Below are 26,121 nucleotides of genomic sequence, written 5' to 3'. Positions count from 1 at the left end.
GGAGGTGCTTCCGGCGGGACGGCGTCTGCGCCCGCGTCCTGGGCCGCGCCTGCGGCTGCTTCTGCGTCTGGGCGGGGCGGTGGCGGCCGGGCGCGGGGCTCTGGCCCGGTGTACCGCGTACCGCTCTCGGCCGCGAGGCAGGCCAGTGGGGACGGCAAGGGGAGGCGAAGGGCTTCGGTGCAGGCGCGCCGGGCCGGGGGGCGGCGAGGCGGTCGAGGCCCGGGGCGGGTCAGGTGAGGGGCGGGGGCGGGGCAGGTGGGGGGCGGGGGTGGGGGTGGTGCAGCCCTGGGCGGGGCGGCGGAGAGGTCGTTCAGGGGCCGGAGAGTCTCGGGTACTCCCGGGCCGGGGCGGTGTCCTCAGGGCAGGCGGCGGTGCGGGCCGCGGCGGTGGCGGGGAGGGTGGTGAGGGCGGGGCGGCGCAGGGGCACCGTCGTGCGTGGGGCGCAGGCGGGTGGTGCGGGAAGCGGTCACGGCGGCCCCGGTCGCCGGTGGCCAAGGCCGGGCAGGCCGGGCAGGCGGGGCGGGCGGTGGGGGGGCGAAGGCCGGCCGCCGCGATCTGACCCGAGGTGGTCGAGCGGGCCGCCTCGGACGGCAGCAATGGCGAGGACGGCCGGGGTGGTCATCGTCGCTCGCGCGGGGTGGCTATTCGTGGCGGACGGCCTGGGCGACAGCGGTGGGGGTGACGGCGCGGTGCCAGGGCACGGACGGTGCGGGTCCGCCGGGGACCGGAGTGGGGGCGGGGGTGGGGGTGGGGGGGGGTGGGCGGGGGCGTGGTGGTCAGGTGCAGGTCGGCGTCCAGGCCGAGGGCGGCGGCCAGACCGGTGCCGTCGGGTGCGGTCATGGCGGCCGGGGCGCCGGTGTAGAGCATCTGGGACTCGGGCCAGAGGGGCGCTTGGCCGGGGAGGGTGACGGCGGCGGTGCCGGTGGCGGCGCGGCCGGCGAGGAGGTGGCCAGCGGCGGCGACGGCGCCGTAGCCGCCTTCGGCGCCCGCTTCGGCGGGTGGGGAGAAGGAGGGGGCGGCACCGGCGGTGGTGGCCAGGGTGGTGGTGACGGTGCCGGTGGAGGGGCGGCGGAAGGTGAGGAGGATGCCGTCGTCGTGTGGTGTCGCAGACAGGACACCGGTGGTGGCGGGCAGGCCGGTGGGGAAGGGTCCGGCGAGCGGGGCGCCGGGGGCGGGTTGGGTCCAGGCCAGGACGGTGCGGTCGGTGGCCGCGTACACGTGGCGGCGTCCGGCGCTGTCGGTAGCGGTGACCGGGTCGCCTTGCAGACCGGTGCCGCCCAGGGACTGCCAGGGGCCGAAGGCGGTGTCGGGGGCGGGCTGGGTGCGGGTGTGCAGGGTGCGGCGGGAGTCGCGCATGTAGACGGTGATGCGGCCGGTGGCGTCCGCGGTGGCGGTCGGTGCGCCGGTGGCGATGATGTCGGGAGCGGCGGTGGTGTCGGGGGTGGCGAGGCTGTGCCAGGGGCCGAAGGCGGTGTCGGGGGTGTTTTGGAGGGCGTAGACGGCTTCGCGCCGGTAGTCCTGGGGGGTGCTGCCCAGGGTGGTGCGGGTGGCGAAGACGGCGATGCGGCCGTCGGGTAGGCGGGTGGTGGACGCGCCGGGGTCGATGGTGGTGCCGGGTGCGGTGGCGGGCAGGAAGCCGGGGCCCTGCCAGTCGGCGTCGGGGGTGGGGCGGGTCCAGTAGGCCATCTGGCCGTCCAGGGCGGCGAAGGCGTAGAGCCGGCCGGGGGTGCCTTCGGTCATCCAGGTGGTGCTCTCGCCGCGGCTGTAGCGGATGGTCTGGTTCCATCCGGCGCCGGTGGGACGGGTCGCGGTCTTGCGGTCGCCGCAGCCGGCGGGGCTGCCGCACCAGTCCTGGTGGTCGCTCCAGGCGTAGGTCTTGAGGTAGCCGAGTTTCTCCTCGGCGGCCTTCGCGTCGAGGGTGGGGGGCAGGGAGCTGTTGGGGTAGCTCACGTAGTTCTGGATGGAGAAGTGCGGGCGGTCGGTGGAGGCGGCGTAGCGTTCGGTGGCGGCCTGCACGAAGCGGGCCCCGTACATGTGGTCCTGGTGGTCGAGGAAGGCGCCGGCGGGCCGGGTGCGGCCGGGGGTGGGGTCCTGGGTGCGGATGGTGGTGGGCCGGTAGAGCGCGAAGACGTTCGCGATGGCCTGGACGGCCTGTTCCCTGGTGTAGGAGAAGGGGGTGGTGACGGGGGTGCCGGAGGCGAGTTGGGAGCCGAGGGCGGGGATCGTGCCGTCCCACAGGCCGCGCAGGCTGTCGGGGTTGTCACCGGAGATGCTGCGGGCTTCGCGCATCTGCATCCACACCAGGTTGACTTCGGGACGGTCCAGGAGGATGTCGATCTCGGCGCTGCCGCCGCCGGTGGTGGGTACCAGGGTGCGCTGCCAGGCGCTGGTGCGGCGGCCGGTGGCCATCTCGGCGTAGGCGGCGCGTATGCCGTTCTGGCGGGCTTCGGCGTAGGCGGCACGGTCAGCGGGGCGGGTGGGGTCCTGCAGGTGGGGGCTGTGGGCTTCGTTCCTGCCGTCGGACTCGCCGGCGGTCAGGTAGACGGTGGTGACCTTGACGCCGGTGGATATGGAGCGGCTGAGGTCGGGGTTCATGAAGAAGAGATCGTCGTCGGGGTGCGCGACGACCTGGAGGACCGTGCCCTGGGTCACACTGGGGCGCTGGAGGGTGTGGGGGGCCGCGGGCCGGGGAGTGCTGGTGTATCCGTAGGCCCAGGTGGTGATCCCGGCGGCGCCAGCGGTGAGCACGGCGAGCAGGGCCGCGGTGCGGGTGCGGCTGGCCAGGGACATCTGCGGGCGCCTTGGGGGTCGGTCCGGTGCGGGGGTGCGCCGAAGGGCGGAGGGGGTCGGGGCCCCGACGGCTCGAGCACTTCCGGAGACGACCGGGGCCGATTATGCCCGGCAGGTTTTCCACTGACACACCCTCATGCGGCATATGAAAACAAACCAGTTGAATGCGATATATAGGCTATATGTCCGCATTTGGGGGTGTTGGGTGGGGGTGCGGCGAGGGGTGGCATGGCGTGCGTCACCGCCGGGGGTCGCTCCGGGCCGGCCGGTGTGCCGCTGCCGGGCGTGTACGGGTTTCCGTGAGTTCCCGAGGGATTCTCAACAGTCGCCGCAGGCCCTGCGGGACTACAGCGCTACGGAACGGGCGGGAGCAGGCCGTACGGATTCCTTCACGGGTGCGCCGGCCAGCGGACGGCCGGAGAACGGGCAGGCATGCGGTCGCGCGGGGCGGCGGTGAGGTCGCTCACACCGGCCAGTACGGAGACCGCCAGTACGAGGGCAGCCGGTACAGGGGCAGCCGGCACGAGGGCCGCCGGCGGGCATCACAGCGCCGGTCCCGAACCAGAACCAGGGCCAGAACCAGGGTCAGAACCAGGGCCAGGGCCGGGACCAGGGCCAGGGCCGGGGCCGGGGCCGGGCGGGGCGATCACCCCGGCGCCGCGTGGCGTGGCGCGTCCCGGCTCGGCGCGGCGCGGCGCACGGGCGGGATCTGATGGACGGGCAGGAGGCTGGTAGACGGGCGGGATCTGATGGACGGGCGGGGGGGTTGGTGGCCGGTGCCGCCGGACCGGCGCGCTGCCGTGCAGCTCCCGACCGGCACACCCGCCGGTGCGGCCGCGGGCGACGCTGGGGAGCACCGCGAGCAGTCTCGGCGCACCGACGCCGCCCGCAGCAGATGCACCCCGCCCCCCGCCCCCCGCCCCCCGCCCGCCGCCCGCCGCCCGCCGCGGCAGCGCCCCGAGCGGTGTGGCGACGCACCGGCACAACGGAAACCCGATACGCAGGCAGGCCGACTCCGCCAGCGACCACCCTGACCCACCCGCCGAAACCGGCGGCCCCGACACCGAGACAGTACGGAGGTTGCTCCCGGGCAGGGCACGTCCCGACACCCCGTCCGGCCGGACAGGGCGCCGGCGGGCCGACGCCGGAGACCCGAGGACGGACGAGGGCTACGCCCGGGACGGGCAGAGCAGAGCGGCCCGGAACCGCCGCACCCGGGCCCCTGCCACACCGGGCGGCACACCACAAGGGCCCCAGCACCACAAACGGCATGCGGCCGGGCCAACACGAACACACAGCCAACAATCCCACCAACACCACGCGCCCACGGAACCCGGCGCCACTACGCCCAGGCTGGACGCAAGACGCCAATACCAGCACCGGACCCCACTCCCCCACCCCCCGGGCCGACAGCCGACGACACCACGCCTCAGGCCCAGCCGACGAACCGACCACGACAAGGGCACCTCACCAGCGCCGGCACCCCCCGGCCCCGAGACCGCGGGCACGGCCGAAGCCAGGCCGAGGCAGGGGCGCAGCCGAAAACGAGGCAGGGGTGAGGCAGAAGACGCGGCGGGGGCGGAGCGGCCTGCCCGACCGCCGCGATGCGGTGCCGTACGCCGGCTTGGCCGGCCCCACCTGCGGGCAGGGACCGCCGGCCGGCAGGAGCACCCGACACACCCACCCGGGCCAGGCCGGGCCGGGCCGGGTGCGCGGCGCGTGCCCGAACGGCGCCGGCGGGCCGGCGGGTTGGCGGGTTGGCGGGTTGGCGGGTTGGTCCTGCCAGCCGCACGAACACACGGGGAGTACGGGTGCGCGAAGCGTGCGGAGGCCCGGGGGGGTGCGGGGTGGGCGGTGGGGTGGGCGGTGGGGTGGGCGGTGGGGTGGGCGGTGGGGTTCTGACGCCTGTGTGCCTCGTGTGCCGCCGCCGGTTCCTCCGCCGGGGTGCGCCTGCCCATGTCCCTCCCGCGGGCGGGCGGGTGTTACCTCAGGCCGATCTCCTCGCAGGTGGCCTTGAGGGCGTCGGTGCAGATCTCGTCGATGGTGTAGACACCATCGAGGACCACGGTGGCGCGGATGTTGTCACGGGTCACCGATGTGCCGGGGATGAGGACGGCCGGGATGCGCTTGGCGGTCGGACTGCTGACCACCTGGTTGATAATCCCGTCGATCTTCTCGCCCCGAGCGAGGAGGACGGCGAGTTCAGCGGCGGCCTCGGCCTCGCGGGCATAGGGCTTGTAGACAGTCATGTACTGCTCGCCTGCCACGATGCGCCGCACGCCGGCGAGTTCGGCGTCCTGACCGGTGACCGGGGGCAGCGGGGACACGCCGGCGGCCTTGAGGGCGGTGATGATACCGCCAGCCATGCCGTCATTGGCGGAGTAAACACCGACGATCTTGTCCTTGCCGAGCACGGAGAGCGCGGCCGCCATGTTGGTACCTGCGTTCTCCGGCTTCCACTCGACAGTGTCGTACTCCTTACCGACGTTCACCTTGCCGTCCAAGACGGAGCGAGCACCGGCCTTGAAGCTGGCAGCGTTGGGGTCGGTGACCGCGCCGTTCATCATGACGATCCTGCCGGTCCTGGCCCGATCACCCAGGGCCGCGAGCAGGGCCTTGCCCTGGACGCGGCCGACGTCCTCGTTATCGAAGGACGTATACGCGTCAATGGGGCCCTCGGCCAGGCGGTCGTAAGCGACCACGGCGATGCCGGCCTCCTTGGCCTTCACCACCGCGCCCGCGATCGCCTTGGAGTCCACCGCGTCGATGACCAGAACGTCAACCTTGTCCTTGATCATCTCGTCGGCCTGGGCACTCTGCCTGGCCGCATCCCCCGCCGCGTTAGCGTAGAAGACCCTGCCCTTGCCGAGGGTCAGCAGGGCAACCTTCTTCTCCATCAGCGGCTTGTCAAACTTCTCGTACCGCGCAGTCTCGTTCTCGGGCAGCAGCAGACCGATCCTGACCGCATCACTACTCCCGGCATCACCGGCGCCATCCGTAGTACCACAGGCGGTAACCGTGACAGCAAGCGCCGCGACAGCCAAAGCAACGGGGGCACGCCCCAGATACACATTCACGAGGTGAGCCTCCCTAACAGGGCCGTGTCCTTACGGCCAAAGTGGAGGCAGTCAACGCGCCCCCACACACCGCCGTCAAGAAGTGAACCCTTAACAAGATGACAACGCTGTCACCACACTGCCCCACCACACCCGGTCAGCACACTCCCCCAACCGAAACCACCCAACCCCAACCATGACATCAACTCCTGAACAAACCCGAGCCAATCAACGGTCGACACCTAACACGAAAACGCCACAGACGACTCCAGCAAAACCCCAACACCTTCCCCAACCCCCAACCGTTCCGACGGACCACGACACGCGAGGATCTGTACGGTCAACGGTGGATCTTCGAACGGGAAGTGACACCTGATGACAGACGTGACGATCGCGGCTGAGGCCGTGGAGGGAATGAAGCCCGCCGGGGCGCCGGACGCTCTGGACGACCCGCTGATCAGCCAGCTGGTGGACCGGGCCAAAGCCGACGGGATCAGGCTGACCCGACAGGGTGGCCTGTCGCAGCAACTCACGAAGACGATCATCGAATCCGCTCGCGAGGGCGAGATCACCGATCACCTCGGGCACGAGAAGCACGAGAAGACCGGGGCGGGCAACACACGGAACGGCACTCGTTCGAAGACCGTGGTCACCGAGGCCGGTCCGGTCGAGATTGACGTCCCCAGGGACCGGGCGGGCAGCTTCGAGCCGCGGATCGTCAAGAAACGGCAGAGCCGGCTGACCGGCGTGGACGAGATGGCCCCTCCTTGTCCGCCCACGGCCTCACGCTCCGTGGCGGGACATGCCCGTCGCGTACGGGCCGAGGAGCCGGATCTACGACCTGTTCCGCCGGTGGCAGCGGAGCGGCACCTGGCACCGGATCATGACCCGGCTGCAGTCCCTGGCCGACGCGAAGGGGGAGATCACGTGGGACCTGAGCGTCGACTCCACGGCCTGCCGCGCCCACCAGCATGCGGCCGGGGCCCGCAAGCGGGGTGACCTGCAGTAGGAACCGTCGGGCGGTGTGTTCACCGAGCTGGATGATCATGGACTGGGTCGCTCACGCGGCGGGTTCACCACCAAGCTGCACCTGGCGGTTGAGCAGGGCCAGAAGCCCATGTCGATCGCGATCACGGCCGGGCAGCGCGGCGACTCGCCGCAGCTCGAACCCGTGCTGGAGCAGGTCCGCGTGCCCCACATCGGGCCGGGCCGGCCACGCGTCCGCCCCAATCGGGTGCGGGCCAGACAACGCTAACGCTCCCGCAAGAACCGCGCCTACCTGCGCCGCCACGGGATCCGCTGCACCATCCCGGACAAGGCCGACCAGGCGCGCAACCGTCGAAAGCTCGGCTCCCGCGGAGGCCGGCCGCCACGCTTCGACCCGGTCGACTACCGCGAACGCCATGCGGTCGAGTGCGGCATCAACCGCCTCAAAAGGCACCGGGCGGCCGCGACCCGCCTCGACAAGCTCGCCGTCCGCTTCGAAGCCACCGTCCTTGTCGCCGCGATCGGAGAATGGCTGTGACGGACGGAGCCGTCGATGCAGCCTGCCCGCGTCGAGCGCACCCTCGCCGACGATCACAGCCAGCTGGCCCAGCCGAAAGTCAGGATGTAAGCGCGCTTGACCGCGGTCCACCCGCGGCGACCGCCACCCACAGTTGCAGCAAGAGCGACGGTGAACCAGAACGCAACAGCTCCGCCAACGATCAGAGCCCATGCGGTGCCGCCAAAGGCAGCGAACAAGACCACGATAAAGACCACCACGACGAGCCCGGCATGGGCACCGCCGATGCTCACACGGAACATCTCGCGCATGACGCGGCGGTCCTCTGCGAGAACCTTCTCGTAAGCGTTCAGCTCTCGCTCTGGAGCGTCCTGCTTCCCCATCCCCCGCTCCACGAGCCCCCCCTCAACACCCCGGCCAAGCAGAGTCCGGCAATCCCATGGACGCACCAGTCCGCCACAGCGTTGCCTCTCATCCACTTTCGACGCACGCCCTAGTTGGCCCCGGTGAGCGTTGCTGTTGTCACGCAGGGTAGCGGTTGGTGCGCCGACCTGCTGTCCAGCTGGCCGGTGCACCCGCTAACGGCACACCCCCGGATGATCCGGTATCTTGAACACGTTCAAGATACCGAGTCCGGGGGTTTGGTCATGCAGGCTGCTGCGCGAGCGAGTATTCATCCATGGCAGTTCGGCCTCGTGCTGTGCGCCGTGGTCACCCCCCTACCGGTGCTGATCGTGTGGTTCGCGGGTTCCAGCATCCCGGCGCTCGCCCTCGCGACCGCCGCGGTGGTCTCCGTGCCGCTGTTCCTGTACGCCCGGCCGTCCGGCTTCGTCTACGTCGCGGGCACCATCGCGGCGCTGCTGGTGCTGTGGTCGTTCATCGGCGCGATGGCCGGGATGTTCCTGTTCTTCCCTTCGGCGCTGCAGCTCCTGCTGGCAACCGGGGCGGACCCGCGCGAACACCCCACCGCCGCCAGGGTGATGGCCGGTGCCGGACTCCTACTGTCGGCGGGGGTCGTGGTGCAGTCGTTGAGGCACTGAGGGCTCCCAGGGGTGCCCGGCTAGCGGGTGCGCGGCCGGTTGAAGCAGAGCATGTTGCCGGCGGGCTCCGCCTACTCTGATGTCGTACTCCGCTTCTATGCTCCTGCGATGACGTCTTACGAAGGCACGCATCCCACCGTTCTCGTCCGGGTGGACAACCTCCATGCCCAGATCGACGAGCAGCTCGCAGCAGCTATCCAGGCGATCTGGGAGGGTGGCATCGACACGTGCACGTGCTGCCAGGACTTGGCCGAGAGCAACTCGGATTGGCCAGGGAAGTTGCCGCACATGGCGGAGTGGGTGGAGTCCCGCCGCGGCTGGATGCTCATCGACTTTCCGGTCGACAGCGGACTCTCCTTCCTCTCGGCCGTAGCAAATGCCGGACCGCGGGATGCCTTCTACGTGCGGATGACGCACTGGGCTGCCCCCGATGCCTGGGACGTGAAGATCAAGCCGATGGACGCGGCAATGTTTCAGGGCGACCAGCCGTCGGACTTCGCCCTGCGCCTCCTGCAGGTCAGCTTTCCTGCCTTACGACCTGCCGGAACTGACCCGACGCCTCCGCGAACACATCGCAGGCCGTACGGTGCCGCCTGCCCCCGCTGACTGGAGCACGGTGGGGCGAGCTTCAGGGCTGTCAATCCAACGGCTCTGTCCCGTAATCGGCGGCAACGACGGGTGACGGGTCGCCGTTGATGTTGCATGCGAGATGTCAACGAGCTTGTGGGCGTGGTGTTTTCGGGACTGTCACCGCTGGTCGTCGAGGCTGTGACGGGCGAGGGCGAGTTCATCCGGGTGTCGGCCCGGACCCGGGAAGAGGCGGTGCCGTGCCCGGTGTGCGGGCAGCCGACGAGGCGGGTGCACGGCATCCACCGACGTACGATCGCGGACGTGCCGGCGGACGGCAGGCGGGTCGTGGTGTCGGTACAGGTCCGGCGCCTGGTCTGCCCGGTCCTGGGCTGCCCCCGGCAGACGTTCCGTGAACAGGTCCCAGGCCTGATCGAACGCTATCAGCGGCGCACACGTCGACTCGCCGACCAGCTCGGTCAGGTAGTGAAAGAGTTAGCGGGCCGGGCGTGCGCCCGCCTCTCCCGTGTCCTGGCCACAGCGATATCCCGCTCGACGGCCCTGCGGCTGCTGGCCCGTCTGCCCTTGCCCGTGGTGAGGGTGCCGCGCGTTCTCGGTGTCGACGGCTTCGCGCTCAAGCGCCGCCACCGCTACGCGACTGTCCTGACTGACGCCGAGACCGGCGAGCGGGTCGATGTGCTCCTGGGCCGCGGTGCCGACACCCTGGAACAGTGGCTGCGCGCGCATCCCGGCGTCGAGATCGCCTGCCGCGACGGATCCGGCGCCTACGGCGAGGCCGTGCGCCGGGCCCTCCCTGAAGCAGCGCAGGTCAGCGACCACTGGCACCTGTGGAAGAACCTGTGTGAGAAGCCCCTGGCCGAGGTCCGCTCCCACAGCGCCTGCTGGGCCACCGCCAACACGCCCCGTCCGGCCGGCGTGCACGAGCGAATGACACGCGAACGCTGGCATCAGATCCACGACCTCCTGAACAAGGGCGTCGGCCTGCTCGAATATGCGCCCGCCGCCTGAACCTGGCCCTGACCACTGTCAAGCGCTACGCGCGCACCCGCGAACCAGAGGCCCTGCGCCGGGCACCGCGATACCGGCCCACCCTGGTCGACCCCGACCGCGACCACCTGCGCGAACGCCGCGGGGCCGGCCCGGCCGTCCCCGTGAAGCAGTTGTTCCGGGAGATCCAGGAGAAGGGCTACACCGGCAGCTTCAACCTCCTCTACCGCTAGAACGCCCAGGGCCGGGCCGAGGGCGACCGGCCCGTCACCACCCCGCGATGGTTGGCCCGCCTCCTGCTCACCCACCCCGACCGCCTCCGGGACAAGGACACGGCCCTCCTCGCCGAGCTCACCGCCGCCTGCCCCGCGATGACCCAACTAGTGTCCTGCGCCGGGAGTTCGTTGAATTAGTAGGCTGTCTCCATGGTGAAGATGGGGCGGCCGATGGCCGAGCTGGTGTTGTCCGAGGATGAGCGGGCGACACTGGTGCGCTGGTCGCGGCGGGCGAAGTCCTCTCAGGCGCTGGCTCAGCGGTGCCGGATCGTGCTGGGGTGTGCGGACGGCAAGACGAACCGGCAGGTTGCCGACGAGCTCGGTATCTGGCCGCAGACCGTGGGCAAGTGGCGGCGGCGCTTCCTGGAGCGCCGGATGGAAGGACTTGTGGACGAGCCCCGGCCCGGCGCCCCGAGGAAGATCACCGATGACCGGGTCGAGGAGGTCGTCGTCGCCACGCTGGAGCGGTCACCGAAGGACGCCACGCACTGGTCGAGGGCTTCGATGGCAGCCGAGAGCGGACTGTCGAAGTCCTCGGTCGGCCGGATCTGGAAAGCGTTCGGTCTCAGAGGACGTTAAGTCCGTTCTTCCTCGGTTCGTGATCGCTCGATCGTGGTACTGATCGCCATGCCGGACACCTGCTAGACATGTCCATGCTGAGATGCGGGCCATGGAGAGAAAGCCGTACCCCAGCGACTTATCGGACGAGCAGTGGGCGTTGATCCAGCCGATGATCGCGGCCTGGAAGCAGGACCGGGTGGCACGGTCGGCGACCGGTGATCCCGGGTCCTGCGACCTGCGGGAAGTCGTGAACGCGATCTTCTACCAGAACCGGACGGGCTGCCAGTGGCGCTACCTGCCGCATGACCTGCCGGCCTGGTCGGCGGTGTTCTACTACTTCACGCTGTGGCGCCAGGACGGCCTCGACCAGCGCATCCAGGAACTCCTGCGCTGCCAGGTGAGGGAGAGAGCCCGCCGATTAGAGGACCCGTCCCTCGTGATCATCGACACCCAGTCCGTCCGCGCCGCGGCGGGTGTCCCGAAGACCACGACGGGGCTGGACGCGCACAAGAGGATGTCGGGCCGCAAGCGGGGACTGGCCCGTCGACGTCCTGGGGCTGGTCATCGGCGTTGTTGTGCTGGACGCCTCCGCCCATGACAACGCCGCCGGCACCGCCCTGCTCGACCAGGCCGCCGAGCGGTGCGGCAACCGCCTGGAGAAAGCCCTGGTGGACCAGGGCTTCAAGGACGAGGTCCTCATCCACGGCGCACTGCTGGACATCGACGTCGAGATCGTCCGCCGAAACCCCGCTGACCAGGGCAAAGGCTTCATTCCGCAGCCCAAGCGGTGGATCGTGGAGCAGGTCAACGGCACGTTGATGCTGCACCGCCGCCTCGCCCGTGAGTACGACCACCGGCCCGACAACTCCGCCTCACGCGTCTACTGGGCCTCGATCGCGAACATGGCCCGCCGCCTCACCACACCGTCTCCGGCCTGGCGCGACACCCTCGGGCTGGCCGCGTGAACGTCGCCGAGCTCCTGGCCGGCCTCCAGGCCCAGCACGACGAGACCACCGCCCGGGCCGCTGAACTACGCGACCAGATCCAGCACTTGACCGCCGCCCTGGCCGAGGCCGAAGCGCGACTCGCGGACCTGGCCACCACCGCCAAGGTCATCGCCGAACTTGCACCCGCTGGAGGTGACCCAGGCCCACCCGAGACGAACACCGCCTACCAGGCCATCGTGAACGCCTTCAACCAGCACCCCGACCAGGTCTTCCGAGCCCGTGAGCTGCACGAACTCCTCGACATGCCCACCGACGAGGCATCCGTCAACATCACCCGCAGCCGCCTCGGACGCCTCACCCGCCAAGGCTTCCTCACCCAGCCCGGACGAGGCTGCTACCAGAAACGGACTTAACGTCCTCTCAGGCGTCAGAGGCAGGCCAGGATTGGTGTGGAGTGGCCCTGTCGAGAGCCGCGCTGGTGCTTCCAGCACGACTTCCCACCCTGCGTCCAGGACGAGGGTCAGCCGAAAGTCGATGCTGATCCTGACGACACTCAGGCCTCGGAGGTTCAGGATCCAGCGGTCCTCGTGCTCGACCGGTTCCACTTCAGTGCTCATCACCACACCATGGTCCACTCCGTCGCAGGCACCAAGGGATTTCACTCCTCTTCGGCATCACCCTCTGCCGAGCCGTCGATGGTCACTGCCTTTGGATGTTCCGCAGAAGCCAGCTTCGCTGAGAGCGCGAGGAGAGGCGTTCGCGACCATCCCGGCAAACCGGCAGCTCAGAACAAGATCAACGGACACTGCAGTGCGACGGGACATGATCTCATTTTTCTGGTCCCGGGCAGCGAACGGAACACTTGGTCAGCCGCCCCTGCCACTGCTGCACCGGCCGACGCAGCCCCACCACTTCCGTGATCATCACCCTCTCGCCCGCCCACCTCCACCTCTGCCTGCGGCATCAACTCTGGACCCGCTCCACTCACGACATCCCGCTCCTCTCCTTGCCGGAAGTCATCGAAGCCCAGCGTCGACTCGACCAGCTCGCCCGCCGGCACGGTCAGATCAGACAAGGAGCGACTCTGTCGGGGATCTTGGAGTTCTCGGGACGAGGGCTGTTGGCGCTTGGAACACTTCGGACGGTCCTGCGTAGTTCCGTCCTCCTGAGTGCGTTGTGGCAAACCGGATCTCGTTCGAATCCTGCGGTGCGGGTGATCATTCGGGCAGAGATGTCAGTGCGGTCGTGGGCATGAAGAAACGGGCCCCTTGGTAGTGACGTGGTTGTTGAGGCCGGTCACGAGCAAGGAGACCCGTTGTGCGACGAGTTGACCATCCCTGCTGTACCCGCGTCCACCACGGTCATCCCTGAGTGTGACTGCTACGTGCACAGGTTCGGTTCGATCGCTCCGGGACGGCGGGCGCGGTGCTATCCGAGTGACATGACGGACGCGGAGTGGGCCGAGGTCCGTGCCGCGATGCCGGTACCGGCCTGGCTGCTCAAGCGGAGCGGGCGTCCGGAGGCGTACTGCCACCGCGAGATGCTCGACGCTGTGCGCTACCTGGTCGACAACGGCGTGAAGTGGATGGCCATGCCGGTCGACTTCCCGTACTGGCCCTCCCCGGCATCCACATCCGGCTCCGTGACCGCGGGCTGCTGCCCCGGCAACACCTTCTCGACGGCGGCTACCTCTCGGTCTCGCTGCTGCACCGCTCCCTCCGCGACCACCAGGTCGAACTCGTCGGCCCGGTCAAGGCCAGCGGTGCATGGCAGAGCAAGGAACAGACCGGCTTAACCCAGGACGACTTCACCATCGACTTCGACCAGCGCCAGGTCACCTGCCCCAATGGCGAGACCAGCCACATCTGGCTTAAGCCACCGGCCATGGCCCCCTACACCGTGGCCCGGTTTCGCCCATACCAGTGCAACCCGTGCCCCGACCGGCCCGCCTGCGCCCGCGGCACTGCTGCCCGCACCGTGAACTTCCTCCCACAGCATCTGCATGAACTCCAGGCCCAGAACCGCGCGAACCAGCAAGACTCCCAATGGAGACGGCTCTGCGCCACCCGGTCCGGAGTCGAAGGCACCATCTGCGAGTTCATCAACGGACACCGGGCCCGCCGCAGCCGCTACCACGGCCACCGCAAGACACACGTGCAGCACGTCCTGACCGGCATCGCCATCAACATTGAACGCCTCGCCTCACGCACAACTCGCCACCCCCACCGCCCCCGGCGCCCCACGACCTTCCAGCAGTACCTCGATGCCCGCGGCCTGACCTGGGAATGCTGGTGGCGGCAAGGCAAATGAGCCGCGCGCACAAGATCCCCGACAGAGTCGCACAGCGATCCGCCGCCCGGAGACAGAACGCGGAGCCGCCCCCGGCTGACGCGGGCCCGCGCCCTGCCCTGGCGGCCCTGCTGACGTTGCGCGAGGTGCGCGAACAGCTCGCCGGCTGGGAGAGCGGACTGATCGAAACCGCCCGCGGGCAGGGAGCCAGCTGGGCCGACCTTGCAGGCCCCCTTGGCGTCTCCAGCCGCCAGGCCGCCGAGCGCCGCTACCTGCGACTGCGCCCCGGCACGCCTGGCTCCACCGGTGAGGAGCGTGTCCAGGCCACCCGTAATTCACGTGCTGCGGACCGCACCGTCACCGCATGGGCCCGCGACAACGCAGCGGACCTGCGTCGCCTCGCCGGACAGATCACCGCCCTCACCGACCTGCCCGAGAATGCCCAGGACGCGGTCGGCGAGCTGAACCTGGCACTCGCCGATAACGACCCTGCCCGCCTCGTCCGCCCGCTGACCGCCACGCGCGCGTACCTACGGCCCGAAGACGCCGGCCTCGCCGAACGCATCGACACCCTCACGCGGCACACCGAACAGCTCCGCCAGGACACCCACGACCAACGCAGCACTTGAGCCTGGGACACCCGAGATCGCCGCTTCATGCGGCGAAGCTCTTTCGCCTGATGGAAGGGCACCCACGAACCGTTGCGGACGCCGATCTCGCCAGCGCATGACGACCCGATGTGCGCCCGCCCCGCCGTCCCATGATCCCGCCCAGAGCAGATGGCCTGGGCGGTTTCCTGAAGCGCGGGAACATGGTCCGCCTGGCAGCGGTCACGGTCGCGCCGTCTGCTCCAGCGCTCCGAGCGGAAAGCCGGAACAGACGGTTCCTCTGTGCGGGGCTGCTTCTGTGGTTACAGGGTGCGGGTCAGGTGGTCAGTGAGGAGCCGGGTGAAGCGGGCCGGGTCGGGCAGGTCGCCTCCTTCGGCGAGCAGAGCGCTGCCGTAGATCAGCTCGGCGATCTCCGTCAGAGCGGGGGCCTCGGCGTCTGCGTGGTGTGCGGTGCGAAGTGCGGTGATCAGGGGGTGTGTGGGGTTGAGTTCCAGGATCCTTTTGACGGTGGGCATCTGCTGGCCCATGGCCCGGTACATCTTTTCCAGGGTGGGTGTGACGTCGTGGGCGTCGCCGACGATGCAGGCTGCCGAGGTTGTCAGGCGTGATGACAGGCGTACCTGCTTGACGTGGTCGGACAGGGTGGTGGTCAGCCAGGGCAGCACGGCGGCGAAGTCCTGCTCGCGCTGGGCCTTGTCGGCTTCGGTTTCCGTTCCGCCGTCGGCGGTGTCGTCGAGGTCGACCTGGCCCTTGGCGATGGACTGCAGGCGATGGCCGTCGAATGCGGGGACCTGGTCGACCCATACCTCGTCGATGGGGTCGGTGAGGATGAGCACCTCGTAGCCCTTGGCGGCGAAGGCTTCCATGTGGGGGGACTTCTCGACCATGGCGCGGGTCTCGCCGGTCAGGTAGTAGATGGTGTCCTGACCTTCCTTCATGCGCTCGACGTACTCGCGCAGTGTGGTGGTCTTCTCCTGGTCGTGAGTGGAGGCGGCCGACACCAGCTCCAGCAGGGCCTCGGTGTTGTCGGTGTCCTCGAGCAGGCCCTCCTTCAGTGCTCGGCCGAACTGGGCCCAAACCTTCGCGTAGCGCTCGGCGCCCTTGGCCTGCATGTCCTTGAGTGCGCCGAGAACCTTCTTGACCAGGCGTCGGCGTACGCCTTGGATCTGGCGGTCATGCTGGAGGAGCTCGCGAGAGACGTTCAGCGACAGGTCGTGGGCGTCCACGACGCCCTTCACGAAGCGCAGGTAGTTGGGCATGAGCGCTTCGCAGTCGTCCATGATGAACACCCGCTTCACGTACAGCTGCACGCCGGACTTGGACTCGCGGGAGTACAGGTCGAAGGGGGCCTGTTCGGGGATGAAGAGCAGCGCCTCGTATTCGAAGGTGCCTTCGGCGCGCATGTGGATCGTATCGGCCGGGGGCAGCCAGTCGTGGCTGATCTGCTGGTAGAACTCGTTGTACTCGTCCTCGGTCACCTCGCTTCGAGGCCGGGCCCACAGCGCCTTCATCGAGTTGAGCGTGTCGAGGGCGGAGGTGGCTTCGCCGTCGGCATCGGTCCGGTCGGTGGCCATGCGGATCGGCCAGCGGATGAAGTCCGAGTAGCGCTTGACGGTCTGTCGGATCTTCGATTCGGAGAGGTAGTCGGCGAGTCCGTCCTCGCTGTCGACGGGCTTGAGGTGCAGGGTGACCGAGGTGCCGACGGGGAGGTCGTCGGCGGCCTGGATGGTGTAGGAGCCCTCGCCGTCGGACTCCCACTGGGTACCGGAGTCGGTGCCGGCCCGCCGGGTGTGCACGGTGACCTTGTCGGCGACCATGAACGCCGAGTAGAAGCCGACGCCGAACTGCCCGATCAGACTCTCCGTGGTCGCGGCGTCCTTGGACTCCTTGATCTTCTCCAGGAGGGCGGCGGTGCCGGACTTGGCGATCGTGCCAATCAGCTCCACGAGATCATCTCGGGTCATGCCGATGCCGTTGTCCCGGACGGTCAAGGTGCGGGCGTCCCTGTCGACCTCCAATGAGATGTGCAGGTCAGCGGTGCCGTTCTCGGTGAGGCTGGCATCGGTCAGTGATGCCAGCCGCAGTTTGTCCAGGGCGTCGGAGGCGTTCGAGATCAGCTCGCGCAGGAAGATGTCCTTGTTCGAGTAGATCGAGTGAATCACCAGCCGGAGCAACTGGCGGGTCTCGGCCTGGAATTCCAGCGTCTCGACGCTGCTGGGCATGCTGGGTCCTTTCAGCGGAAGGTCAGATACGGATGGGCCTGAGGCAGAGGCCTCGTCGGCGTGACGCGCAGGTGGTGCGCACCGCGGACGGAGGATTGCTCGGCGTGTGCGGGTCAGTCTTCGTCGGAGGCTGTCGTCGTGCGGTGGGCTTCGAGGACGTCCAGGGAGTCGACGAGAGCGGTGTGGCGGGCGTCGAGGTGGGGACGCATGCCGGCCAGGGGCGCGATGAGCTCGGCGGCGTCCGCGGCGCCGAGAGCGGTGTGCAGGGCGGCCTGCGCCGAGCGCGCTTCGGGCCTGAGGTGAGCGAGAGCGGTGATCTGTCCGGCGAGGCGACGCAGGTCGGCTGCGTTGGCTCGGGCCCAAGTGGCGGCGGTGCGGTCAGCGGCACGGCGTTCGCGGGTGGCCTGCACACGCTGCTCTCCGGTGGTACCGGCGGGGCCGGGCCGGCCGCGCAGGTAGCGGCGTTCAGCAGCTTGGCGGCTGGCGACACCGAGGGGATGGGCAAGCTCTGCCCAGCTGGCGCCTGCATCGCGGGCGGTTTCGATCAGACCGGTCTCCCAGCCGGCGAGCTGCTCACGCACCTGCCGCAGCAACATGAGTGAGGCCAGAGCCTGTTCGGGGCCGGGCCCGAGGGCGTCGGCAGTGTCGTTCTGGGCGTCGCGCAACGCGTCGTCCATGGCCACCAGGGCTGCCGCGGCAGCCATGAAGGACGCCGGACTGCGGGCCTCGCTACCGGGCGCGGACGGCTGATGGGCTGCGGTCACGGGCACCTCCTTCGAATGTCATCAGGTTGACGACGACATGATTGTCATCCACTGGATGACATGTTACAACAGGGTCTGTGCAGCGCATTGGCAGCAACCGTTCGAACCTGCTGGAGGTGTTTCACGATGTTGATGCGCACTGCCCCCTTCCGTGAGCTGGACCGGATGGCGCAGCAACTGGTGGGTCCGGGTACCTGGTCGAAGCCGTCGGTGATGCCGATGGACGCCTACCGCGAGGGTGACGAGTACGTGGTGGCCTTCGATGTCCCCGGCGTGACCGCAGACGCGATCGACATCGACATCGAGAGGAACATGCTGACCGTCAAGGCCGAGCGACGGCCGACGGCCAAGGCCGACAACGTCAAGATGGAGCTGTCCGAGCGGCCGCTGGGCGTCTTCTCCCGCCAGATCATGCTCGCCGACACTCTCGACACCGAGCGCATCCAAGCTGACTACGAGGCCGGCGTTCTCACCCTGCGCATCCCGATCGCCGAGCGCGCCAAGCCCCGCAAGATCTCCATCGGTGCCGGCTCCGACCGCAAGGAGATCTCCGGCTGACCAGTCCGGAACCGGTGCGGAGGACAGCCCATCCGATCTCCCCCTCCCTGGCCTCCGCACCCCCTGTGGAACCGACAACACCAAGGGGCGGCGGCTGATGACCTTGCGACGGAAAGTGTTCCTCGACCATGTGAAGGAACGCGGCGAATACGACATCGCGGACTAGGCCGAGCGTGCGGCGCGCGTCGTGCTTGCCCTGCTCGGCACCCACTAGATCGGCAGGGTCCGCGCCCAGCACGCGGCACGCCCTGCCGGAAGGCTTCAGCATGATCCTGCTCAACCCGCTGGAGAGCGCCGAGCCGCTTCCCCCGAGCGATTCGTCCGCGCGACCGCCGCCCGAATCGAGGGCGCCACCGAGCAGACCGCGACGAGAGACGTCAGCGCCGTGCCGGCCACCGTCGCCGACACGGCAGGCGAAGACCTGACAAGGCAGATCCTGCCTCAGCTCCCCGTCGGCTACGACCTTCTCTTCGGCCGCCCCCAACCCATCTGACGAAGACCGGGAGTGCCACGTGCCCGGCGCTCCCACGGCTCCTGAAAGGCATGCACCGCAGTGATCACCGACGCGCGCGTACCGCTCACGCACCAGCAGCCGTGCTCGACGGCCTACGAGCAGATGCTGGAGAAGGTCCGATACGAAGGCGCCTACCCCACCCGTGAACGGGCCGAAGAAGCTGTCCGCGTAGTGCTCACCGGACTCGGACGTCAACTGACCGGTGACGAACGCGTCGACCTGGCCCGCTGCCTGCCCCTTGAGGCGGCACGCGTGCTGACCGCGCAGATCCCCGACACCCGGCCACTGACCGGCTGGGACTTCATCAAGGACCTCGCCACACGCTCCGGCGCCTCTCTGGCCACCACCCGCTGGGACACCGGCGCCGTCTTCACCGCCGTCACAGCCCACGCCGGCCCCGACCTGACCAGCCGCATCCTCCACCAGCTCCCTACCGACTGGGCTCTGCTGTTCGGCCAAGCAGAAATCACCCCCGCCACATAGCCACCGAGACGCCCGCCCAGGAGACATCTCCGGGCTCGCCGAGGCTCCAGCCCCCGACTGCCGACTCCGGTCGTGCTGGTCGCGCAGATACTGCTGCTTCCAGGGTTCCTCTACTTGTTCGTAGGCTCGGAGCTGGCCGCCCGGCATGACTGTTGCCCCCTGTCGAAGGTATGACCTGGGGGTGGTGTCACCGGGTCCGGGGGTGTTCGTCGGAGACGCTGATCAGAGGTCCGGCCACCGTCCGGTCCGGCGCAATGCTGGACAGTTCGCGGGCGGCAGGTCTGCATAACGTGGATGCGCGAGCACAACACCCGAGCCGGGGCCGGCACCGTCAACACCCCCTGGGAAGGGGCGCGATGTTCGAGATCGAAGACGTGGGCGTGTTCCTCGGCCTGGACGTCGGCAAGAGCAGCCATCACGGTCATGGGCTCACCCCGGGCGGGAAGAAGGTCTTCGACAAGCAGCTGCCCAACAGCGAGCCCAAGCTGCGGGCCGTCTTCGACAAACTGACCGCGGAGTTCGGCACCGTGCTGGTGATCGTGGACCAGCCCGCCTCCATCGGCGCTCTGCCACTGACCGTCGCCCGCGACGCGGGCTGCCCGGTCGCCTACCTGCCCGGACTGGCGATGCGCCGTATCGCCGGCCTCTACCCGGGCGAGGCCAAGACCGACGCCAAGGACGCCGCCGTCATCGCGGACGCCGCCCGGACGATGCCGCACACCCTGCGCTCGCTGGAGCTGACCGACCAGATCATCGCCGAGCTGACCGTGCTCGTCGGCTTCGACCAGGACCTGGCCGCCGAGGCCACCCGCACCTCCAACCGGATACGCGGCCTGCTCACCCAGTTCCACCCCAGCCTGGAACGCGTCCTGGGCCCGCGCCTGGCCCACCAGGCCGTGACCTGGCTGCTGGAGCGCTACGGATCCCCAGCCGCCCTGCGCAAGGCCGGACGCCGCAGACTCGTCGAGCTGTCCGCCCGAAGGCCCCGCGCATGGCCACCAGGCTGATCGACGACGTCTTCAACGCGCTCGACGAGCAGACCGTCGTCGTTCCCGGGACCGGGACCCTCGACATCGTCATCCCCTCCCTGGCCGCCTCGCTGGCCGCTGTCCACACCCAGCGCCGGGCGATGGAAGCCCAGATCAACGCCCTGCTGGAGGCTCACCCTCATTCCCGGTCCTGACGTCGATGCCCGGCGTCGGCGTCAGGACCGCCGCCGTCCTCCTGGTCACCGTCGGCGACGGCACCAGCTTCCCCACCGCCGCCCACCTCGCCTCCTACGCCGGCCTCGCCCCAGCCACCAAGCAGTCCGGGACCTCGATCCATGGCGAACATGCACCCCGAGGCGGAAACCGGCAGCTCAAACGGGCGATGTTTCTCTCCGCCTTCGCCTGTATGAACGCCGACCCAGCCTCCCGCGCCTACTACGACAAGCAACGCGCCCGCGGCAAGACCCACACCCAGGCCCTCCTCCGCCTCGCCCGCCAACGCATCAGCGTCCTGTTCGCCATGCTCCGCGACGGCACCTTCTACGAATCCCGGACACCGACGGACGTCGAGCTCGCCGCCTAGCCTCAGCGAGCCCGAACCACCCGAAACCCGACACAGGCGCCTTGACGAAAGACATAGAGGCACCCCCCACTTCTCGCCCCAGGCACCTCATGTTCACTCGGGAGAGTGATGGGTGGGCCGCACGATCCAGCAGTTACACCTCGGCATCCCAGCACTGCTGCATTTACCAGAGGATCCGTAGGCACCGACGCCGATCTGAGTGGCCGTCAGTGCTAGGCGCACTCCAGAATGACCAATTATTTTCATAACGACATATTAAGAGATATGTCGGGGCAGGGAATTCTCTGCGGATGAGGCGGTGTGCGCCCGTCCTGCCGTCCCGGGGCCTCGCACCGCCGCCGGGGACCATTCCTCAGCAGAAAGGCCCTCGTGGTGACGTACAGTGACCCGGAAACCCGGCCGCGGGTCAGGCGCAGGTGGCCCAGCCCCCGCCGCCCGGAGACTCCGCCCGTACAGGTCGTCTCGGAACCCCTCGTGTGCTCACGGGCCACGCCCGCGCGGGAGAACCGCCGGAACGGCTGGCGTGTCGGGGTGACAGCAGCAGCGTGCGCTGTTCTCGTCGGAGCGGCGGCGCTGCCCGCCACCGCCTATTCCGCGGCCGCTCCACCCCCTTCCGGCAGGCAGGCGGTCACGTCCGGGACCTACACGTTCGACTACACCGGGACGCCTCAAACCCTGGCGGACGTCCCTGCCGGAGCCATCGTCACCGTCACCGCAGACGGAGCCGGCGGCGGCTCGTGCTTCGCCAGTACGGGCGGCACGGGGGCCCGGGTCACGACGACGCTACGGACCGCGTCAGTCACCACGTACACCGTCAGGGTCGGTGGAACCGGTCAGCGATGCAACTTCGGCCCCGAGGGCGGCTTCAACGGCGGTGGGAGCAGTGGAGGCGGGAGCGGTGGCCCGCGAGGCTCGAGCGGAGGCGGCGCCTCGAGTGTCACTGCCGGCACGGCCCTTCAGGTCGTTGCGGGCGGGGGCGGCGGGAGCGGCGGGGGGAGTGGCAACGGCCGTGCGGGCGGGAGCGGCGGACAGCCGGATGGCGGGGCCGGAGGCGCCGGAACCGGCGAGGCCCCCGGCTCGGGCGGTGGCGGCGGTCTGACCAGCACCGGTGCCCCCGGCTCGGGGGGAGCCGGGGCGGGTGCTCAGGAGAACTGCACTAGCTTTTCCGGGGACGGTGGGACCGGTTTCGACGCGGCAACCGGCGTGGTCGGCACGGGCGGGCACGGCGGTGACCTCGCGGGCGGATGTGCCGGAGGTGGCGGCGGAGGCGGTGGCGGGGGCGGCTACTTCGGCGGTGGCGGCGGCGGAGGAGGAGGGGACGACGCGGGCGGCGGCGGTGGCGGGGGCAGCAGCTACGCCAGCGGGACGGACACCAGCTACGGCCTGTCGACCGTCGGCACCCCGAACAGCAACGGTCAGGTGACCGTCACCGTCACGGCCTTCCCCAGCCTGACGATCGCCAATGAGCACACCGGCCACTTCACCCATGGCAGGAACGGCGCCTACACCCTCACCGTCACGAACATCGGCAGCGGGCCGTCCGGCGGCGCCGTCACCGTTGCCGACAGGCTCCCCGCCGAACTGGCCCCCGTCTCCATCCGCGGTGACGGGTGGGAATGCGTCTTCGTCAGCCTCACCTGCACCCGCAACGACAGCCTCGCCCCGGGCGACAGCTACCCTGCCGTCACCCTCACCGTGAGGGCCGACTGCAGGACCTTCGACAAGTTCGGCTTCGGACCTGGCGACAGCACCATCAGAGCGGCCAACGCAGCGACCGTCACGGGCGGCGGCAGCGCCCCCGACACCGCCGCCGACCCCACCACGATCAGGTGTGGGCGGGGCGGACTGCACCACGGCGTCTCTCGCATGCACCAGTGGCCGCCAAGGCACTGAACCCGAGTTCCATAGCAGGCCGTCAGATGTCGCGCGCGAGCCGCCGGCCCGACCGGCTGTTCCGCCCCTGAGCCTGCCGTGCCGGCCTCGTCGACCTCCACTGCGCATCTCCGAGATGACATGGCGGACGCCCCGTCTTCGTAGATATGCACGGATGGTGCGGGGAAGTGTCCAGTGAACGGTGGTTCTGGAGTTGTCGGAGGCTCAGCGGCGGGCGGCTGAGAGTCGTCCGTCGAAGGTGATGTCGAAGGCACGGCATCGTCGACGCCCTTGCCAAGGTCGGCGTCACCTGCTGGGCGGACCAGGCCTATCGGAGTGCCGGTAGAACGGTCCCCACCCCCTACTGCGGCCGCTGGGGAACCCTTACCACCGGTCAGAAGGCCGTCAACCACTCGCACGCGAAGATCCGCGCACTCGTAGAGCGGGCCAGGGCCACCCCCAAAGCCTGGCGACTCCTCCGCAAGATCCGATGCTCGACCACCCGCGTCACCGCACTCGTCCAGGCCGTCCTCGCCCTGCACCTGGCCAGCTCAGAGCGATGATGGAAAAGGCTCGGTGTCAGTCGCTGATACCCGGCCGCCCACCCCGCTGGTGGACGGCCCTGGCCGACGACAGCGGCCGATACCCCCTTCACGCGGTACCAGGCCCGGCGTACCGAGTGCTGCTACAGGACGGCCGCGATGAAACGGGCGTCCTGAGCAGTACCGACGTTGTGATCGGCGTGGCCGACGCAGTCCCCGGAGCGGCCACCACTGAGGTTGATCCCGGGGAGTGGACACCGGGTTTCATGCGGTGAGTGACAGCGTACGTGATGTGATCAGTTGCTGTTCGAACTCGGCTGGTGTGAGATAGCCGAGGGCGGAGTGCCGACGCCGCCGGTTGTAGTACGAGAGCCAGCGGAACACCTCAAACCGTGTCTGCGCCTTCGAGGTCCAGCGTCGCCCGTGAAGCAGTTCTCGTTTGAGGCCTTGGAAGAACGACTCGACGAGGGCGTTGTCGTAACTCGAGCCGATCCGGCCCATGCTGCGGCGGATTCCGTGCTGGCGGCAGACGTCGGCGAAGGCAGCCGCGTTGTACTGGGCGCCCCTGTCGGTGTGGAAGACGACGCCGTTCACCTGGCCGCCGCGGGACAGATCTCCTGACGGAAGGCATGTCATGAAGTTCGCGGTCATGGGCGGTACCGGGCTGATCGGGTCGCAGGTCGTCACGAATCTGAACGCCGCCGGGCACGAGGCGGTGCCACGGGGGTACGCCTTCACGAACCACCGCCCGCCTGCGCGGTCCTCGGCCAGGTAGTTGCGGGTCGCCGTTCCCGCCGGTCCTGTGCTGACCGCAGCCGGTGAGATCCGGTACAGCAGCGCCAGGATCCCGGCCGCGACCCTCGCCTCGGCCTCGCCGCTCATCGCGCTGCCCTCGGCGTCGGGGCGGCCCCGCGGACGGGCGCCGGGCCGGACGCCCGGCCCAGGCCCGCGGCTGGTCGGCGTACGCACGTCCTTCACCAGCCCATCTGCGCATAGGCACGGCCCTCGGCGATGCTGCTGATGGCTGTCCGGGTGTAGGAGACGAGACGGTCCGGAAGCTCGTGGGTCGGCTTCCAGGTCAGGCACTTGTCCGGCTCGCGGACCTCGGGGGTGCCCTCCCAGCGGCGTGCCCGGAAGACGAGTTGCATCAAGGGCAGGCTGCCCGGGGCGTCGACGACATGGACGACGTGCGCGAGCTCGACGTCAGCGGGGTCGATGACCAGCCCCGCCTCCTCCCACGCCTCGCGGACCAGGCACGCGAGGGCGGACTCCTGCTCGCACCGCCCGGCGAGGTAGTGCCAGGTGTCGCCCGCGTACTTCACATCGGGGTGACGCAGGCCGAGCAGCACCCGGCCTTCGGCGTCTTCGATGTGGAGGTGGACCCCGACGCCGTTCAGCACCACCCGCTCACCCCCGTCCCACACCGCAGGAGCCACGGCCCGGCCGTCGCCCGGAGGGTTCGCGGCGGCGTGCCGGTGAATCAGAGCACGGGTGGCGGGGCTCAGCCGCAGCCGGTCCAGATCATCGGGCGCGAACCAGCGCAGCAGCACACCCTCGTGCAGCGTGAGATGGTCGGGATTGCCGCGCCACCGGCCGGCGAAGACCCGGACGGGGACGCTGAGGCCGTCGATGCTGGTGGCGTCCTCCACGGCGTAGGGCGTGAGGTCCTCAAGGTGAAGGTCGGGCACCTCCTCGGACAGCTCCCGCAGCAGCGTGCCCTCAAGGCTCCGGTCCCCGTGCGTACGCCCGCCACCGAGGAGCGCGAACGCCCCCGACTCCCAGATGACGCCGGGCTTGTGGTCGCGCAAATGGAGCAGGTAACGGCCGGCCCCGTCGTGGATGAGCGCGGAGGCGTTCACCGGCTCCGGCCGGCCGTCCAGGCGTGCCTGGAGGAGCTTCGCGCGCAGGGTCGGCGAGGTGACCTCCGGCTGTGGGAGCCACTGGGCGCCGGACGCCCCCACGTCCTGCAACGCGATCGCCGGCGGCTCCTCGCCGGCGAGGTAGAAGACATAGCGGACGTCGTGGTGGCGGTGGGCCGGTTCGCCCGTGGCGGGGTTGGCGTCGACATCGTGGACGCCGATGTCGATCGGAGAGCCGAGCAGCTGCCGGGTCAGGCACAGGGCGCCCGGCGCGATCCCGGCCTGCTCCGACACCTCGCGCAGCGCCGCGGCGAGCAGTGTTCGGTCCTCGGGCTCGATGCGGCCGCCCGGGGCGGAGATGAGGCCGCCGGTGGCCCGGAGCGGGGTGTGCAGCACCCGGCCCTGCCGGTCGATCACGACGGCGCTGCACGTGACGTGCCCGGGCAGCGTCGTCCGGGCGGTCGTGTCGACGGGCCGGTCCAGGGCGGCGAGCAGCCCGGCCAGGGCGTCGCGCTCGCCGGGGTGGCGGTGGAGGTAGTCCTCGACGGTCCTGCGGACTGCGGTGGGGCTGGGGGGCATGTGACTGATCTCGCCTTCGACGGAATGGGGCGGTACGGCCGGCCGGGCTGGAGGAAGTCGTGCTGGCGGATCAGCTCACCGTCTCGTGGCCGGAGGGCTGTGCCGCGGGGCCTGGGAACCGGATTGGGTGCGGGTGCCTGCCCGTACTGGGCGGCCTGGGCGGTGAACATCCCCTGGTACAGGCCGCCCGTGCGGGCCATCAGATCCTCGTGGGTGCCGTCCTCGACGACACAGCCTTGATCGAGGACGTGGATGTGGTCGGCGTGCATGGTCGCGACGGTGGCGACCACGCCGAGAGCACTGTGGTCGCCACCGCCGCGACCGCGAGCACGACCAGGGACGGCAGCGCGTCGTGGAGCTTGTCCACGGTGGGACCGTCGGCGAACCACTGCGCCAGGACGCCGTTGACCGCGACCAGCCCCCCACGCTGCCGTGGCGCCCTGCCCGAGCTCGGCCGACACAACCCCCAACAGGGCGCGCCGGTCCGCCTTCCAGCCGGTGCACAGCACCA

General features: G+C 69.7%; 17 protein-coding genes and 10 pseudogenes. 18 read left to right on the top strand and 9 right to left on the bottom strand.

Annotated features, from left to right (window positions below; all coding sequences use genetic code 11):
• Positions 1 to 618: 618 nt before the first annotated feature.
• Positions 619 to 2,790 (bottom strand): PIG-L family deacetylase, encoded by a 2,172-nt coding sequence (locus tag R4Z63_RS32355; protein ID WP_491522625.1) that lies wholly within the window; start codon positions 2,788 to 2,790, stop codon positions 619 to 621.
• A gap of 1,982 nt (positions 2,791 to 4,772) precedes the next feature.
• The gene (locus R4Z63_RS32350) at positions 4,773 to 5,867 is read right to left on the bottom strand and encodes a sugar ABC transporter substrate-binding protein (protein WP_384454599.1); all 1,095 of its coding nucleotides are present in this window, start codon (positions 5,865 to 5,867) and stop codon (positions 4,773 to 4,775) included.
• A gap of 354 nt (positions 5,868 to 6,221) precedes the next feature.
• Here R4Z63_RS32350 and R4Z63_RS32345 point away from each other — a divergent pair.
• Positions 6,222 to 6,634: pseudogene (locus R4Z63_RS32345) on the top strand (transposase); the annotation flags it as partial.
• Between the two features lie 14 nt (positions 6,635 to 6,648).
• Positions 6,649 to 6,855: a hypothetical protein gene (locus tag R4Z63_RS32340; protein ID WP_384454596.1), complete on the top strand. Its 207-nt coding sequence runs from the start codon at positions 6,649 to 6,651 to the stop codon at positions 6,853 to 6,855.
• 51 nt (positions 6,856 to 6,906) lie between these two features.
• Here the strand turns inward: R4Z63_RS32340 and R4Z63_RS32335 are convergent, their stop codons facing one another.
• Together R4Z63_RS32335 and R4Z63_RS32330 are read right to left on the bottom strand one after the other, a co-directional pair.
• Positions 6,907 to 7,428, bottom strand: coding sequence for a hypothetical protein (locus tag R4Z63_RS32335; protein ID WP_384454594.1), 522 nt, complete (start codon positions 7,426 to 7,428; stop codon positions 6,907 to 6,909).
• Positions 7,425 to 7,733: a hypothetical protein gene (locus R4Z63_RS32330; protein ID WP_384454591.1), complete on the bottom strand. Its 309-nt coding sequence runs from the start codon at positions 7,731 to 7,733 to the stop codon at positions 7,425 to 7,427. Before R4Z63_RS32330 ends, R4Z63_RS32335 begins: the two co-directional genes overlap by 4 nt.
• A 324-nt stretch (positions 7,734 to 8,057) precedes the next feature.
• Here R4Z63_RS32330 and R4Z63_RS32325 point away from each other — a divergent pair, with 324 nt between their 5' ends.
• From R4Z63_RS32325 to R4Z63_RS32300, 6 genes and pseudogenes are all read left to right on the top strand, one after another.
• Positions 8,058 to 8,390 carry a hypothetical protein gene (locus R4Z63_RS32325; RefSeq protein ID WP_384454588.1) on the top strand — a complete coding sequence of 111 codons (333 nt, stop codon included), beginning with the start codon at positions 8,058 to 8,060 and terminating at the stop codon, positions 8,388 to 8,390.
• 108 nt (positions 8,391 to 8,498) lie between these two features.
• Entirely contained in the window at positions 8,499 to 8,996 is a 498-nt protein-coding gene (locus R4Z63_RS32320; protein WP_384454585.1) for a hypothetical protein, read from the top strand.
• Between the two features lie 96 nt (positions 8,997 to 9,092).
• Positions 9,093 to 10,366: pseudogene (locus R4Z63_RS32315) on the top strand (ISL3 family transposase); the annotation flags it as partial.
• A 24-nt stretch (positions 10,367 to 10,390) separates the two neighbouring features.
• Positions 10,391 to 10,819, top strand: a complete 429-nt coding sequence (locus tag R4Z63_RS32310; RefSeq protein WP_384454582.1) for a helix-turn-helix domain-containing protein — start codon at positions 10,391 to 10,393, stop codon at positions 10,817 to 10,819.
• Between the two features lie 91 nt (positions 10,820 to 10,910).
• Positions 10,911 to 11,766: pseudogene (locus R4Z63_RS32305) on the top strand (IS5 family transposase).
• Positions 11,763 to 12,161, top strand: coding sequence for a hypothetical protein (locus R4Z63_RS32300; RefSeq protein WP_384456663.1), 399 nt, complete (start codon positions 11,763 to 11,765; stop codon positions 12,159 to 12,161). Before R4Z63_RS32305 ends, R4Z63_RS32300 begins: the two are co-directional and overlap by 4 nt.
• Positions 12,162 to 12,170: 9 nt before the next feature.
• On the opposite strand, the pseudogene R4Z63_RS32295 reads toward R4Z63_RS32300, so the two are convergent.
• Positions 12,171 to 12,365 (bottom strand): annotated as a pseudogene (locus tag R4Z63_RS32295) (DUF6188 family protein); the annotation flags it as partial.
• Positions 12,366 to 13,189: 824 nt separating this feature from the next.
• On the opposite strand from R4Z63_RS32295, the pseudogene R4Z63_RS32290 reads away from it, so the two are divergent.
• The 3 genes and pseudogenes from R4Z63_RS32290 to R4Z63_RS32280 form a co-directional block, all read left to right on the top strand.
• Positions 13,190 to 13,306 (top strand): annotated as a pseudogene (locus tag R4Z63_RS32290) (IS5 family transposase); the annotation flags it as partial.
• A 23-nt stretch (positions 13,307 to 13,329) separates the two neighbouring features.
• Positions 13,330 to 14,058 (top strand): transposase, encoded by a 729-nt coding sequence (locus tag R4Z63_RS32285; protein ID WP_384455203.1) that lies wholly within the window; start codon positions 13,330 to 13,332, stop codon positions 14,056 to 14,058.
• On the top strand, positions 14,034 to 14,666 hold the full coding sequence (locus tag R4Z63_RS32280; RefSeq protein ID WP_384455207.1) for an HSP18 transcriptional regulator: 633 nt from the start codon (positions 14,034 to 14,036) through the stop codon (positions 14,664 to 14,666). Before R4Z63_RS32285 ends, R4Z63_RS32280 begins: the two co-directional genes overlap by 25 nt.
• A 281-nt stretch (positions 14,667 to 14,947) precedes the next feature.
• Here R4Z63_RS32280 and htpG read toward each other — a convergent pair whose 3' ends face one another.
• Together htpG and R4Z63_RS32270 are read right to left on the bottom strand one after the other, a co-directional pair.
• The gene (gene htpG / locus R4Z63_RS32275; RefSeq protein ID WP_384455210.1) at positions 14,948 to 16,867 is read right to left on the bottom strand and encodes a molecular chaperone HtpG; all 1,920 of its coding nucleotides are present in this window, start codon (positions 16,865 to 16,867) and stop codon (positions 14,948 to 14,950) included.
• Between the two features lie 113 nt (positions 16,868 to 16,980).
• The gene (locus R4Z63_RS32270; protein ID WP_384455213.1) at positions 16,981 to 17,631 is read right to left on the bottom strand and encodes a type III effector protein; all 651 of its coding nucleotides are present in this window, start codon (positions 17,629 to 17,631) and stop codon (positions 16,981 to 16,983) included.
• A gap of 126 nt (positions 17,632 to 17,757) precedes the next feature.
• On the opposite strand from R4Z63_RS32270, the gene R4Z63_RS32265 reads away from it, so the two are divergent.
• The 6 genes and pseudogenes from R4Z63_RS32265 to R4Z63_RS32240 all read left to right on the top strand — a co-directional run.
• Positions 17,758 to 18,189: an Hsp20/alpha crystallin family protein gene (locus tag R4Z63_RS32265; protein WP_384455215.1), complete on the top strand. Its 432-nt coding sequence runs from the start codon at positions 17,758 to 17,760 to the stop codon at positions 18,187 to 18,189.
• A gap of 97 nt (positions 18,190 to 18,286) precedes the next feature.
• Positions 18,287 to 18,682, top strand: a pseudogene (locus R4Z63_RS32260) (DUF2267 domain-containing protein).
• Positions 18,683 to 18,742: 60 nt separating this feature from the next.
• Complete coding sequence (locus R4Z63_RS32255; protein WP_384455218.1) at positions 18,743 to 19,186, top strand: DUF2267 domain-containing protein; 444 nt, start codon at positions 18,743 to 18,745, stop codon at positions 19,184 to 19,186.
• A 356-nt stretch (positions 19,187 to 19,542) separates the two neighbouring features.
• Positions 19,543 to 20,758 (top strand): annotated as a pseudogene (locus R4Z63_RS32250) (IS110 family RNA-guided transposase).
• A gap of 1,203 nt (positions 20,759 to 21,961) precedes the next feature.
• Positions 21,962 to 22,651 (top strand): hypothetical protein, encoded by a 690-nt coding sequence (locus R4Z63_RS32245; RefSeq protein WP_384455221.1) that lies wholly within the window; start codon positions 21,962 to 21,964, stop codon positions 22,649 to 22,651.
• A 245-nt stretch (positions 22,652 to 22,896) separates the two neighbouring features.
• Positions 22,897 to 23,193: pseudogene (locus tag R4Z63_RS32240) on the top strand (transposase family protein); the annotation flags it as partial.
• Positions 23,194 to 23,436: 243 nt separating this feature from the next.
• Here the strand turns inward: R4Z63_RS32240 and R4Z63_RS32235 are convergent.
• Positions 23,437 to 23,781: pseudogene (locus tag R4Z63_RS32235) on the bottom strand (transposase); the annotation flags it as partial.
• A gap of 25 nt (positions 23,782 to 23,806) precedes the next feature.
• On the opposite strand from R4Z63_RS32235, the pseudogene R4Z63_RS32230 reads away from it, so the two are divergent.
• A pseudogene (locus R4Z63_RS32230) lies at positions 23,807 to 23,893 on the top strand (LysR family transcriptional regulator); the annotation flags it as partial.
• Positions 23,894 to 24,146: 253 nt separating this feature from the next.
• Here the strand turns inward: R4Z63_RS32230 and R4Z63_RS32225 are convergent.
• Positions 24,147 to 25,610: an NUDIX domain-containing protein gene (locus R4Z63_RS32225; RefSeq protein ID WP_384455224.1), complete on the bottom strand. Its 1,464-nt coding sequence runs from the start codon at positions 25,608 to 25,610 to the stop codon at positions 24,147 to 24,149.
• Between the last annotated feature and the right edge of the window lie 511 nt (positions 25,611 to 26,121).

It is taken from the genome of Streptomyces sp. PL-29 (assembly GCF_058344425.1).
Note: the sequence above shows the minus strand (reverse complement) of the source record. Positions and strands in the feature narration are given on the sequence as shown.